Raw genomic sequence first — 13453 nt, forward strand, 5'->3', positions numbered from 1 at the left:
ACAGTACATTTGGTGCTGGTCGCGGACGCCGTTCAGCGCCTAGACTTTGTCGATCTTCAGGACAGGAATAGCCCGTGACCTCCATTTTCTGGTACGACTATGAAACCACCGGCATCAACCCGCGTAGCGATCGTCCACTCCAGGTAGCCGGCATCCGGACGGACTTTGAACTCAATGAGATTGGCGCGCCGGTCAATCTTTACTGCCAGCCCAGCGACGATATCCTGCCGCATCCCGTCGCCTGCGCGATTACCGGTATCACGCCCGCAATACTCGCGGAAAAAGGCCTGGCCGAGGCCGACTTCATGACGCGAGTGCATGCTGAACTGGCCGCGCCGGGTACGTGCGGCGCCGGCTACAACACCTTGCGATTTGACGATGAAATGACGCGCTACAGCCTGTACCGCAATTTTTTCGACCCTTACGCGCGGGAGTGGCAGGGCGGTAACAGTCGCTGGGATTTAATCGACGTGGTCCGCACGGCCTATGCCTTGCGCCCGGAAGGTATTGAATGGCCGCAACAGGATGGGCGTGTCACGCTCAAGCTGGAGCGCCTGACCGAAGCCAACGGTATCGACCATGGCCAGGCTCATGATGCGTTGTCCGATGTACGCGCCACGATTGCGTTGGCTCGACGGGTTCGTGAGAAACAGCCCAAGCTGTATGAATGGTTGTTTCAACTGCGCAGCAAGCAACGTGTGATGGACCAGGTGCGCCTGCTGCAACCGATGGTGCATATCTCCGGGCGTTTTTCCGCCGAGCGCCATTACCTGGGGGTGGTGCTGCCGCTGGCGTGGCACCCGCGCAACCGTAATGCATTGATCGTCTGCGATCTGGGGCTTGATCCGCAAGGGTTGCTTGACCTTGATGCGGATGCCTTGCGCCAGCGCCTTTACACCCGTCGTGACGATCTTGGCGAGGGTGAGCTGCCGGTACCGCTCAAGTTGGTACATATCAATCGCTGCCCGGTGGTTGCCCCGTTGAATGTGCTGCGGGCTGAAGACCGTGAACGCTTGCACTTGGATATGAACATCTATCAGGAACGAGCGCTGCGGCTAACTGACGCACAGGAACTTTGGCGCGATAAGTTGGCGGCCATTTACGCCGAGGAAGATTTCGTACCGAGTTCAGACCCGGAGCAACAGCTTTATGATGGTTTTATCGGAGATCGTGATCGGCGCTTATGCGAACAAGTCCGGATGGCCGAGCCTGCGCAATTAGCTCGCCAGCAATGGCCTTTTGATGATCAGCGTTTGCCTGAATTATTGTTTCGCTACCGCGCGCGTAACTTCCCCGATACCTTGAACAATGAGGAGCAACAACGCTGGGCACTTTTCTGTCAGCAACGTTTGTCTGACCCGCAGTGGGGCGCGCCGAATACCCTCAGGGCATTTAAGCAGGCTCGGCAAGAGTTTTCCGTTAGTGCAACGCCGTTGCAGGCTGAGGTACTGGAGCAGTGGCAGGAGTATGCGGACTCTCTGGCCGCCAAGGTAAACCTGTAGTCGACTTTGACAAAATAGGCAGGCAATAAAAAACGCCAGCAGGCTGGCGTTTTTAAAATGTTGCGTATCAGGCGCAGGCCTGGCGAGTCTTAGCCCAGCAGGGTAGCCCAGCCTTCAACCACGTCACCGCCCCACTTGGCTTTCCACTCTTTCAGGGTTTTGTGGTTGCCACCTTTGGTTTCAATCACTTCACCGTTGTGCGGGTTTTTGTATTGCTTGACCTTGCGAGCGCGCTTGGTGCCAGTAGTTTTTACCGCGCCGCGCGGTGCTTTAACTTTCGACTCTGGATCCAGCAGCGCGATGATGTCACGCAGGGATTTGGAGTATTCACCCATCAGGGTGCGCAATTTGCCTTCGAATTCCAGCTCGGTTTGCAGTTTGTCGTCTTGGGACAGATTCTTCAAACGGGCTTGCAGCTCTTTGATAGCTTCTTCGGTGGCACGGTATTCGTTGATCAGAGACATGTGGACTACCTTATGTAGAGCGCTGATTGACAGGGACAGTGGCCCAATAATAGTCAGGCGGTTTCCCCAAGTAAACATTTAAGGTCGTATTTATGTGAATTACTTTGAATGTTTGTAGCCTTGCTATGCATTCGAGTTAATTACTAGGGCGTCAACCTAAAGATAACCTGCTTGACATGCGAGGAACACCCATCGGGTAACGCAGTAGATTCATATAAAGGTGGTAAAGCCATAGGCTATTAAGGGGCATGGTACGGGCCTGCGATCAGAATAAGCTTCAACGAATACTGCAGTTTTCTCGCGCAATCGCTAGAATGGCGGCCTTTGCGAAGTTCTGGAGTTTTCCCCTAATGCGCACTTTTCGGCTGGTGATTGCTTGCCCGGACCGGGTCGGCATCGTTGCCAAAGTCAGTAACTTTCTGGCCTCCCACAATGGTTGGATCACCGAAGCGAGTCATCACTCGGACAATCTCAGCGGTTGGTTCTTCATGCGTCACGAGATTCGTGCCGACTCGCTGCCTTTTGGTCTTGATGCCTTCCGCGAGGCGTTTGCGCCGATCGCCGAAGAGTTTTCGATGACCTGGCACGTCACCGACACCGAGCAGAAAAAACGTGTGGTGTTGATGGCCAGTCGCGAATCCCACTGCCTGGCTGATTTGCTGCACCGCTGGCACAGCGATGAACTGGACTGCGAGATCGCTTGCGTGATTTCCAACCATGACGACCTGCGCAGCATGGTTGAATGGCATGGCATCCCGTATTGCCACGTGCCGGTCAACCCGCAGGACAAGGAGCCGGCGTTCGCCGAAGTCTCGCGCCTGGTCAAGCAACATGAAGCCGACGTTGTGGTGCTGGCGCGCTACATGCAGATCCTGCCGCCGGAGCTATGCCGCGAATATGCTGGCAAGGTGATCAACATCCACCACAGCTTCCTGCCATCGTTCGTAGGGGCCAAGCCTTACCACCAGGCTTCTCTGCGCGGCGTGAAGTTGATCGGTGCGACCTGCCACTACGTCACCGAAGAACTGGACGCTGGTCCGATCATCGAGCAAGACGTGGTGCGTGTCAGCCACAGCGACAGCATTGAGGACATGGTGCGTTTCGGCCGTGACGTCGAAAAGATGGTCCTGGCCCGTGGCCTGCGTTACCACTTGGAAGACCGCGTGCTGGTGCACGGCAACAAGACGGTCGTGTTCTGACCGACGTGTTGTGATTGAAGAATGAAGGGCCTGGGCGTTAAATCGCTCCAGGCCCTTTTTCTTTGTGCGCTGTTGAGGATTGAGTCATGAGTGACCCGCTGGACAAAGCCACGTCAAAAGCCCCGGCGACCCTGGGGGAAGGGTGTTTGAGCCGATATGACCCGGATGACCTCGACAGTGAGGACGGCACCGAATTTCCCGGTGCCGCCGAGTTGTGGGAGCAGGAGCAGGGTAAGGCCGATCCCGAGGACGCGTAATCGCCCGCCTGGATCAGATGCGGAAACTGCCCACCAATTGCTTCAGTCGTGACGCTTGCCGCTCAAGGTCACCACAGGCGCGCAGCGTGGATTGCAGGTTTTCCACGCCTTCCTGATTGAGGGTGTTGATCTCGGTAATGTCCATGTTGATCGACTCCACCACCGAGGTTTGTTCTTCAGTGGCAGTGGCGACCGACTGGTTCATGCCATCGATCTCACCGATACGCTGAGTCACACTGTTCAGGCGTTCGCCGGCCAGGTTGGCGATGTCCACACTGTCGAGGCTGTGACGCTGGCTTTCACTCATGGTGCTGACCGAATCCCGGGCGCCGATCTGCAGTTCCTCGATCATCGTTTGTACTTGTTGCGCCGATTCTTGGGTGCGGTGAGCCAGGTTGCGCACTTCGTCCGCGACCACCGCAAACCCACGTCCGGCTTCCCCTGCGCGGGCCGCTTCGATGGCGGCGTTCAGTGCCAGCAGGTTGGTTTGCTGGGAAATACTGGTGATCACCTCAAGAATCTGGCCGATATTCACTGTCTTGCTATTCAGCGCTTCGATGTTGCTGCTGGAAGCGCTGATCATCGCCGACAGTTGGTTCATCGCCTTGATATTGCGCTCCACCACTTGCTGGCCGTCTTCGGCCAAGTGCCGCGCGTCGCTGGCCTGGCTCGACGCTTGAGCGGCATTACGCGCGATTTCCTGGGCGGCGGCGCCCAGTTCGTTGATGGCGGCAGCCACGCTGTTGGTGCGGTTGGCCTGCTCGTCGGAGTTGACCATCGACGAATTGGACGCGCTGACGACCCGCAGTGCCACTTCATTGACCTGTTCGGTGGCGGAGGACACTTCACGGATCGAGGTATGAATACGCTCCACAAACCGGTTGAATGCGTTACCCAGTGTGCCGAATTCATCATTGTTCTGGATGCTCAGGCGACGGGTCAGATCGCCTTCGCCGTCTGCAATGTCCTGCATGGCGCGCGTCATCAGATGCAGTGGTTGCAACAGCACGCGGATCAGCATGCCGAGCAGGGCGATGATGATCACCACGGCAATGATCGTAGCGATGACCGCGGAAGTGCGGAACTCGCTGAGCATGGCGAAGGATTTGTCTTTATCTACCGAAATGCCGAGGTACCAGTTCACCGAGGGCAGGCCCTTGATCGGTGTAAAGGTCACGATAGCGTCTTTGCCGTTGGCCTCGACTTCGCTGAAGTCTGCACTGATCTTCGGGGTGTTTTTCGGGTACACGTCGGCCAGGGTCTTCATCACCAGGTTTTTGTCCGGGTGTACCAGTACTTTGCCATCGGCACTGACCAGGAAGGCATAACCCATGCCGCCGAAGTTCAGCGCGCCAATGTTATCCACTAGGGTTTTCAGGCTCAGGTCGCCACCGACCACGCCGATGCTCTGGGTGCCCTGGGTGCTGGGGGTGGCAACGGAAATGATCAGTTTGCCGGTGGCGGCATCGATGTAGGGTTCGGTCAGGGTTGAACCGTTGCTGCTCTGGGCGCCTTTGTACCAGGGGCGCACACGCGGATCGAAGCCGTCCGGCATCTTGGTGTCGGGGCGGATGGTGAAGGCACCCTTGCTGTCGCCGACGTAGGTTGCCATGAACGAAGAGGTCAGTGTTTTTTGTTCCAGCAGGCTGGCAACGGCGGCAGGCTCGGGGTTGATAGCGATGTTTTGCGCGGCGTTTTCGACCAGTGCAATGCGCCCGGTCAGCCAGGTTTGAATGTTGCTGGCGGTGACATCGCCCATTTCATGCAGGTAGTTGTTGAGGTCGTCACGAATCGCGTTGCGTTGCAGGTAATCGTTGTAGAGGGTAAACAGCGCGAAAGCGGCGATGACGATAAGGGAGGCTGCAAGCAGGATTTTATGGCTGAAACGCAGATTTTTATTCATGGCTTGTAGGGTCCGCTATGGTCTTAATATCCGAGGCGCGTCCTCGTGGGATACGCAAAATAGTAGCGTCAAAAAAGGTGTAATAATTCGTTTGATAGCGCTGTGGGTCCCTGTAGGAACTATCCGACCTATTTTTAGACTTTGTGGGTCTCACATAGTCCTGTATCGACCTGACGACAGTAAAGATTAACCATGGGTGACGAAATGCCTGACTCCACGCAACTCCTTATCGGTGCTGACCTTACTGGCCAGCCTATCGCCCAGGCCATGCGCTTGGCCAACCGTCACGGGTTGATCGCCGGCGCCACCGGCATGGGCAAGACCGTCACGTTGCAACGTCTGGCCGAAGCCTTCAGTGATGCCGGCGTGGCAGTGTTTGCCGCCGACATCAAGGGTGACCTGTGCGGCCTGGGCGCTGCGGCGAACCCCCAAGGCAAGGTGGCCGAGCGTATCGCCGGCATGCCTTTCCTGAATTACACGGCCAAGGCTTATCCGGTCACGCTGTGGGACATCCACGGGCAGTCTGGCCATCCGTTGCGCACCACTATCAGCGAAATGGGGCCGTTGTTGCTCGGTAGCCTGCTGGAACTTACCGACAGCCAGCAGTCGGCCCTCTACGCAGCCTTCAAGGTGGCGGATCGCGAAGGCCTGTTGCTTCTGGACCTCAAAGACCTCAAGGCACTGCTTAACCATCTGCGCTATCACCCGGAATTGCTGGGCGAAGACGCAGCGCTGATGACCACTGGTTCCAGCCAGGCATTGTTACGACGCCTAGCGGTGTTGGAACAGCAGGGCGCCGAAGCCTTGTTTGGCGAGCCGGCCTTGCAATTGGAAGATATCCTGCAGCCCACCAGCGACGGGCGCGGGCGCATCCACCTGCTGGACGCCAGCCGCTTGGTGCACGAAGCGCCGAAGGTATACGCGACGTTCCTGCTGTGGCTGTTGGCGGAATTGTTCGAGCAACTGCCCGAGCGCGGTGACGCCGACAAACCGCTGCTCGCACTGTTTTTTGACGAAGCGCATTTGCTGTTCGCCGACACGCCCAAGGCGTTGCAAGAGCGTTTGGAGCAGGTGGTGCGGCTGATTCGTTCGAAAGGCGTTGGCGTGTATTTTGTCACCCAGTCGCCAGGCGACCTGCCGGACAGCGTATTGGCCCAACTCGGCCTGCGCATCCAGCATGGCCTGCGGGCGTTTACCACTAAAGAACAGAAGTCTTTGCGCGCCGTAGCGGACGGCTTCCGGCCAAACCCGGCCTTTGACGCGTTGTCGGTATTGACCGAACTGGGCACGGGTGAGGCTTTGGTGGGCACCTTGCAGGAAAAGGGCACGCCGGAGGTGGTCCAGCGCGTACTGGTCGCACCGCCACAATCACGGATCGGGCCGCTCAGCGAAACCGAGCGCGCTGCCTTGATCGCCAGTTCGCCCTTGCAGCGCCGGTATGACAAACCGATCGATCGGGAATCCGCTTATGAAGTGCTGATGTCACGCAAGGAGCTTGGGCCGACCGAGGAGGCCGCGCCGGCCACCGATGAGCCAAGCTTTACCGACAGGGCCGGGGCGTTTCTCGGCACGACGGCGGGCAAGGCGCTGAAGTCCGCGATGCAGCAAGCCGCCAATCAGATGGGCCGGCAACTGGTGCGTGGTTTATTGGGGTCGTTATTGGGCGGGAGCAAACGCAAATAGCGAATCAGGGTTTGGGCTTGGCGTGGGCGGCCAGCCGCTCAAGCGCCGCGCGCAAGCCGGGGTCGCTGATCCCGTCGGCCGTTGCCTGAATGGTTTCGGCCGCATTTGTCGAGAGGTCCAGGGTATGACCCTTCACGCCGGGTAGGGGGGTGGGCGGTTGTACTTTGAATTGGACGCGCGTCAAACCCGCAAACTCATCAAAGGTCATCAATTGACGCTGCAGGCGTTTTTGCTGATAACGCAAACGCGTTGCCCAGTGACCATCTGTGACAATAAGCAGCAGGTTCCCCTCACGCCACGACGCCACGCGGCAGTGTTCGCGCGCGGCGGGTTGCAGCTGGCTTTCGAGAAGGCGTTGCAGATGGCCCAAGCGTTGCGCATGGCCAAAGATAGCTTTCAACGGCTTGGCTTCGCGCAGCAACACGGCCGGCGCGCGGGCTGTTAGGGGGCGAAATGCCATTATTGGACACCTTAAGTAACAGAGCGGCCATCTTAGCAGAAAGCGCTTGTATGCCCCCAGGCCATGCCTTCGTGGGTTTTGTGCGTGAAATCAATCAGTAACTTCTTCGCTCCATGGGTTGAAGTTCCAGCAAAAGCCCTTATTTTAAACGTGCCCTCTCACGGCGCTATGCCAGCCTCGCGGAACAACGCCACTTTCCTCACCCACGAATCCGGGTAGAATGCGCGTTCGCATGCGGCCGTGAGGGCTGCTCGGGCCACTGACGGTGCGCCCTCCATCCCTATGTGTGGAAGAACCTGCCGATATGTTTGCGCCTTTGTTAAAGAAACTTTTTGGAAGCAAGAATGAGCGTGAAGTCAAACGCATGCTCAAGACGGTGCAGCTGGTCAATGCCTTCGAAGAGCAGATGGTTGCCCTTTCGGACGAGCAATTGCGCGCCAAGACCGAAGAGTTCAAGGCCCGCATAGCCAAAGGTGAAACCCTCGACAAGCTGCTTCCCGAAGCCTTTGCGGTCGCCCGAGAAGCCGGCAAGCGTGTCATGGGCATGCGCCACTTCGACGTCCAGTTGATCGGCGGCATGACCTTGCATGAAGGCATGATTGCCGAAATGCGTACCGGTGAAGGCAAGACCCTGGTGGCTACCCTGGGCGTTTACCTCAACGCACTGTCCGGCAAGGGCGTGCACGTTGTAACGGTGAACGACTACCTGGCTCGCCGGGACGCCAACTGGATGCGCCCGCTCTATGAATTCCTCGGCCTGACCGTCGGCGTTGTGACGCCGTTCCAGCCGCCGGAAGAGAAGCGTGCCGCCTACGCTGCCGACATCACCTACGGCACCAACAACGAATTCGGTTTCGACTACTTGCGCGACAACATGGCGTTCAGCATGGATGAGAAATTCCAGCGCGAACTCAACTTTGCCGTGATCGACGAAGTCGACTCCATCCTCATCGACGAAGCCCGTACCCCACTGATCATCTCCGGCCAGGCCGAAGACAGCTCGCGCCTGTACACCGAGATCAACAAGTTGATCCCGCGTCTGGAGCAGCACATCGAAGAAGTGGAAGGCGTAGTGACCAAAGAAGGTCACTTCACCATCGATGAGAAGACCCGCCAGGTCGAACTCAACGAAGGCGGCCACCAGTTCGTCGAAGACATGCTCACCCAGATCGGCCTGCTGGCCGAAGGCGAAAGCCTGTACTCGGCGCACAACCTGGGCCTGTTGACCCACGTGTATGCCGGTCTGCGCGCCCACAAGCTGTTCCATCGCAACGTCGAATATATCGTGCAGGACGGCCAAGTCGTTCTGGTTGACGAACACACCGGCCGTACCATGCCGGGGCGTCGTCTGTCCGAGGGCCTGCACCAGGCTATCGAAGCCAAGGAAGTGCTCAACATCCAGGCTGAAAGCCAGACGTTGGCCTCCACCACGTTCCAGAACTACTTCCGTCTGTACAACAAACTGTCCGGCATGACCGGTACGGCCGACACTGAAGCGTTCGAATTCCACCAGATCTACGGTCTGTCGGTGATGGTTATCCCGCCGAACAAGCCGCTGGCGCGTAAGGACTACAACGACCTGGTCTTCCTGACTGCCGACGAGAAATATGCAGCGATCGTCGCCGACATCAAGGAATGCATGACTCACGGCCGTCCAGTGCTGGTGGGTACTGCCACCATCGAAACGTCCGAACACATGTCCAGCCTGCTCAATAAGGAAGGCATCGAGCACAAGGTCCTCAACGCCAAGTTCCACGAAAAAGAAGCCGAGATCATCGCCCAGGCGGGTCGCCCAGGCGCGCTGACCATCGCCACCAACATGGCCGGTCGTGGTACCGACATCCTGTTGGGCGGTAACTGGGAAGTGGAAGTGGCTTCGCTGGAAGACCCGACTCCAGAGCAGATCGCGCAGATCAAGGCGGATTGGCAGAAACGCCACCAGGCCGTGCTGGAATCCGGTGGCCTGCAGGTGATCGCTTCCGAGCGTCACGAATCGCGTCGTATCGACAACCAGCTGCGTGGTCGTGCCGGTCGTCAGGGTGACGCCGGTTCCAGCCGCTTCTACCTGTCGCTGGAAGACAGCCTGATGCGCATCTTCGCCTCGGACCGCGTGAAGAATTTCATGAAGGCTTTGGGCATGCAGTCCGGTGAAGCGATCGAGCACCGTATGGTGACCAACGCCATCGAGAAGGCACAGCGCAAGGTTGAAGGGCGTAACTTCGATATTCGTAAGCAACTGCTCGAGTTCGATGACGTCAACAACGAACAGCGTAAAGTGATCTATCACATGCGTAACACGTTGCTGGCCGCCGACAACATTGGCGAGACCATTGCTGACTTCCGTCAGGACGTGCTCAATGCCACCGTCAGCGCTCACATCCCGCCACAATCCCTGCCGGAACAGTGGGATGTTGCCGGCCTGGAAGCGGCGTTGAAGAGCGACTTCGGTGTCGACTTGCCGGTTCAGCAATGGCTGGACGAAGACGATCACCTGTACGAAGAGACGCTGCGCGAGAAGCTGATGGCCGAGCTGCTGGCTGCGTACAACGAGAAAGAAGAGCAGGCGAGTGCCGAAGCACTGCGCACGTTCGAGAAGCAAATCGTACTGCGCGTGCTGGACGACCTGTGGAAAGACCACCTGTCGACCATGGACCACCTGCGTCACGGTATCCACCTGCGTGGCTACGCCCAGAAGAACCCGAAGCAGGAGTACAAGCGCGAGTCGTTCACGTTGTTCTCCGAACTGCTGGATTCGATCAAGCGCGATTCGATCCGCGTGCTGTCCCATGTTCAGGTGCGTCGCGAAGACCCGATCGAGGAAGAGGCCCGCCTGCGCGAGGAGGCCGAGGCACTGGCGGCACGCATGCAGTTCCAGCATGACGAGGCGCCAGGTCTGGAAGCCCCTGAAGTACTGGCCGAAGAGACTGATGTGGCCCTGGCTCAAACCCCGGTTCGCAACGACCAGAAGCTGGGTCGCAACGAGCTGTGCTATTGCGGTTCGGGCAAGAAGTTCAAACACTGCCACGGCCAGATCGAATAAGATTTCTGCCTGACGCTGCAACACCCTGCGCCGCGACCGGCCTCTGCCGTCGCGGCGTTTTGCCATTAATTTCGCCGTCGATCATGACGGTACAGACATCACCCATTTTTAAGGAGCGCATTCATGGCTGTTGGTCTTGGTCCTTTGCCCACATTGCACCCGGTTGCCGGTTTTGAACTGGGTATCGCTTCGGCCGGCATCAAACGCCCGGGTCGCAAGGATGTGGTGGTGATGCGTTGCGCCGAAGGCTCGACCGTCGCCGGGGTGTTCACCCTCAATGCGTTCTGTGCCGCGCCGGTGATCCTGGCCAAGCAACGCGTGGCTGGCACCATCCGTTACTTACTGACCAACACCGGCAATGCCAACGCCGGGACCGGCGAGCCTGGCCTGGTTGCTGCTGCTCGCACCTGCGCCAAGCTGGCCCAGTTGACCGGCGTCGACGCCAGCCACGTGCTGCCGTACTCCACTGGCGTAATCGGTGAGCCGCTGCCCGTGGAAAAAATCGAAGGCGCACTGCAAGCCGCACTCGATGACCTGTCTGTGGATAACTGGGCGGCAGCGGCTACCGGCATCATGACCACCGACACCCTGCCAAAAGGCGCGAGCCGCCAGTTCGTGCACGACGGCGTGACCGTCACCGTGACAGGCATCAGCAAGGGCGCAGGCATGATCCGCCCGAACATGGCCACCATGCTCGGTTACATCGCCACCGACGCCAAAGTCTCTCGCGACGTGCTGCACAGCTTGATCCTGGACGGCGCCAACAAGTCGTTCAACCGCATCACCATCGATGGCGATACCTCGACCAACGACTGCTGCATGCTGATCGCCACCGGCCAGGCCAACCTGCCGGAAATCACCGAGGCCAGCGGCCCGCTGTTCGCGGCCTTGAAGCAGGCAGTGTTCGAAGTGTGCATGGACGTGGCCCAGGCCATCGTGCGTGACGGCGAGGGTGCGACCAAGTTTGTGACGGTTGAAGTCAACGGCGGCGGCAATCACCAGGAATGCCTGGATGTCGGTTACACCGTGGCTCACTCGCCACTGATCAAGACCGCATTGTTCGCCTCTGACCCTAACTGGGGCCGTATCCTGGCAGCAGTCGGCCGTGCCGGCGTGCCAGACCTGGACGTGAGCAAGATCGACGTGTTTCTCGGTGATGTGTGCATTGCCAGCCGTGGCGCCCGCGCCGAGACCTACACCGAAGCCCAAGGCTCGGCGGTGATGCAGCAGGAAGAAATCACCATCCGCATCGAGCTCGGTCGCGGCGAGTGCAGCGAAACCATCTGGACCACCGACCTGTCCCACGAGTACGTGAAGATCAACGCGGAATACCGTACCTGATAGCAAAAAAAGGAAAAGCGCGGTGAAACGAGTGCATGTAGCAGCAGCGGTGATCCGCGGTGTCGACGGCAGGATCCTGCTGGCGCGCCGCGCCGATACCCAGCATCAGGGCGGCCTCTGGGAGTTTCCTGGAGGCAAGGTGGAGGCTGATGAGTCGGTCGCCAGCGCACTGTCGCGCGAATTGCAGGAAGAGCTGGGCATCCAGGTCACCACGGCGCGGCCGCTGATCAAGGTGCAACATGATTACCCGGACAAGCAGGTGTTGCTGGATGTCTGGGAAGTCTCGGCCTTTACCGGCGAACCCCACGGCGCCGAAGGGCAGCCGCTGGAATGGGTTGCCCCTCGGGACCTGCTCAACTATGAGTTCCCGGCAGCCAATGCGCCGATTGTGGCGGCTGCGCGTTTGCCGGCTGAATACCTGATCACCCCTGGCGAGCTGGAAACCCCGACACTGTTGCGCGGTATCCAGCAAGCCATCGCCGGCGGCATCAAGCTGGTTCAGTTGCGTGCACCCAACGGCTACGACCCCAAATACCGCGATCTTGCGGTGGATGCGGTGGGTTTGTGCGCGGGCAAGGCTCAGTTGATGCTCAAGGGGCCATTTGAGTGGTTGGGGGATTTTCCTTCGGCGGGCTGGCACATGACTTCGGCGCAACTGCGTAAATATGCGAGCAAAGGCCGGCCGCTGCCTAAAGATCGCTGGTTGGCGGCGTCTTGCCACTCTGCCGAGGAGTTGGCGCTGGCGGAAATGATGGACGTGGATTTTGTCACGCTGTCGCCAGTGCAGCCGACGCAGACTCATCCTGATGCACAGCCGTTGGGTTGGGAGCAGGCGGCTGAGTTGATCAGCGGGTTCAGCAAACCGGTGTTTCTGTTGGGTGGAGTTGGGCCTGCTGAGCGGGAAAAGGCTTGGGAGGCTGGGGCTCAAGGTGTCGCTGGGATCAGGGCGTTCTGGCCCGAGGCATGAAACTCCACCCTAGCAGCTGCCTCGCTTGAGCTCGACAGCTGCTACGCGAGGGTTTGTCAGTGAGGCTTGGCCGCTGCCTGCCACAACACCTCAGCAACACCCTGACGCCTGGCAATCACCCGCGCCGCCACAAACAACAAATCCGACAATCGATTGATATACGCCAACCCGACCCCTTCCAACGGCTCCACCGCATTCAAGTGCTGACACCGCCGCTCCGCAGTGCGTGCCAGGCTGCGGCATACATGGGCCTGGGCGATCAACGCCGAGCCACCGGGCAGGATGAAGTTCTCCAGCGGGCCCACTTCCTCATTCCAGCGATCAATTGCCGCTTCCAGCCGGTCCACTTCTGCCGCATTCAATGCCTTGTACACCGGCATGGCCAACTCACCGCCCAAGTCGAACAGTCGATGCTGGCAAGGCGTGAGTACTTCAACCACATCCATCAACTCAGGGTGCTTGCCGCTTTGCTCTTCAAGATTGGCCAGCAGCAACCCCAGCTGGCTGTTCAGCGTATCCACTTCACCAATGGCTTCCACCCGTGGGTGGTCCTTGGGCACGCGGCGGCCGTCGCCCAGGCCGGTTTCGCCGGTGTCGCCAGTGCGGGTGTAGATCTTCGACAGGCGAAAGCCCATGG

The 13453-nt window shown here is 58.9% G+C and carries 11 protein-coding genes and 1 pseudogene; 7 read left to right on the plus strand and 5 right to left on the minus strand.

Going from position 1 to position 13453, the window contains the following annotated elements:
- Positions 1 to 74 precede the first annotated feature (74 nt).
- On the plus strand, positions 75 to 1502 hold the full coding sequence (gene sbcB / locus AACY08_RS14845; RefSeq protein WP_339470111.1) for an exodeoxyribonuclease I: 1428 nt from the start codon (positions 75 to 77) through the stop codon (positions 1500 to 1502).
- Between the two features lie 89 nt (positions 1503 to 1591).
- On the opposite strand, the gene mvaT is transcribed toward sbcB, so the two are convergent.
- Complete coding sequence (gene mvaT, locus AACY08_RS14850) at positions 1592 to 1966, minus strand: histone-like nucleoid-structuring protein MvaT (protein WP_005790963.1); 375 nt, start codon at positions 1964 to 1966, stop codon at positions 1592 to 1594.
- 350 nt (positions 1967 to 2316) lie between these two features.
- Here mvaT and purU point away from each other — a divergent pair, with 350 nt between their 5' ends.
- Both purU and AACY08_RS14860 read left to right on the plus strand, forming a co-directional pair.
- Positions 2317 to 3165 carry a formyltetrahydrofolate deformylase gene (gene purU, locus AACY08_RS14855; protein ID WP_339417226.1) on the plus strand — a complete coding sequence of 283 codons (849 nt, stop codon included), beginning with the start codon at positions 2317 to 2319 and terminating at the stop codon, positions 3163 to 3165.
- 86 nt (positions 3166 to 3251) lie between these two features.
- Positions 3252 to 3422: a hypothetical protein gene (locus AACY08_RS14860; RefSeq protein WP_339470113.1), complete on the plus strand. Its 171-nt coding sequence runs from the start codon at positions 3252 to 3254 to the stop codon at positions 3420 to 3422.
- Between the two features lie 13 nt (positions 3423 to 3435).
- Here AACY08_RS14860 and AACY08_RS30475 read toward each other — a convergent pair whose 3' ends face one another.
- Entirely contained in the window at positions 3436 to 4200 is a 765-nt protein-coding gene (locus AACY08_RS30475) for a methyl-accepting chemotaxis protein (RefSeq protein WP_371905447.1), read from the minus strand.
- Between the two features lie 93 nt (positions 4201 to 4293).
- Positions 4294 to 5325 (minus strand): annotated as a pseudogene (locus AACY08_RS30480) (HAMP domain-containing protein); the annotation flags it as partial.
- A gap of 204 nt (positions 5326 to 5529) precedes the next feature.
- Here AACY08_RS30480 and AACY08_RS14870 point away from each other — a divergent pair.
- The gene (locus AACY08_RS14870) at positions 5530 to 7008 is read left to right on the plus strand and encodes a helicase HerA-like domain-containing protein (protein WP_339470244.1); all 1479 of its coding nucleotides are present in this window, start codon (positions 5530 to 5532) and stop codon (positions 7006 to 7008) included.
- A 4-nt stretch (positions 7009 to 7012) separates the two neighbouring features.
- Here AACY08_RS14870 and AACY08_RS14875 read toward each other — a convergent pair whose 3' ends face one another.
- Positions 7013 to 7468: a DUF721 domain-containing protein gene (locus AACY08_RS14875; RefSeq protein WP_339470115.1), complete on the minus strand. Its 456-nt coding sequence runs from the start codon at positions 7466 to 7468 to the stop codon at positions 7013 to 7015.
- A 304-nt stretch (positions 7469 to 7772) separates the two neighbouring features.
- Between AACY08_RS14875 and secA the strand changes: the two genes are divergently transcribed.
- The 3 genes from secA to AACY08_RS14890 all read left to right on the plus strand — a co-directional run bounded on the left by secA (position 7773) and on the right by AACY08_RS14890 (position 12816).
- A complete protein-coding gene (gene secA, locus AACY08_RS14880; protein WP_339436027.1) occupies positions 7773 to 10508 on the plus strand; it encodes a preprotein translocase subunit SecA in 2736 nt (911 codons plus the stop codon).
- A gap of 123 nt (positions 10509 to 10631) precedes the next feature.
- Positions 10632 to 11849 carry a bifunctional glutamate N-acetyltransferase/amino-acid acetyltransferase ArgJ gene (gene argJ / locus AACY08_RS14885; RefSeq protein ID WP_339470116.1) on the plus strand — a complete coding sequence of 406 codons (1218 nt, stop codon included), beginning with the start codon at positions 10632 to 10634 and terminating at the stop codon, positions 11847 to 11849.
- 22 nt (positions 11850 to 11871) lie between these two features.
- A complete protein-coding gene (locus AACY08_RS14890; protein WP_339470117.1) occupies positions 11872 to 12816 on the plus strand; it encodes a Nudix family hydrolase in 945 nt (314 codons plus the stop codon).
- Between the two features lie 56 nt (positions 12817 to 12872).
- On the opposite strand, the gene AACY08_RS14895 is transcribed toward AACY08_RS14890, so the two are convergent.
- A complete protein-coding gene (locus AACY08_RS14895; protein WP_339417218.1) occupies positions 12873 to 13451 on the minus strand; it encodes a cob(I)yrinic acid a,c-diamide adenosyltransferase in 579 nt (192 codons plus the stop codon).
- Positions 13452 to 13453: the final 2 nt, after the last annotated feature.

The sequence above is a fragment of the Pseudomonas sp. EL_65y_Pfl1_R83 genome (assembly GCF_963970695.1).
GTDB lineage: Bacteria > Pseudomonadota > Gammaproteobacteria > Pseudomonadales > Pseudomonadaceae > Aquipseudomonas > Aquipseudomonas tritici.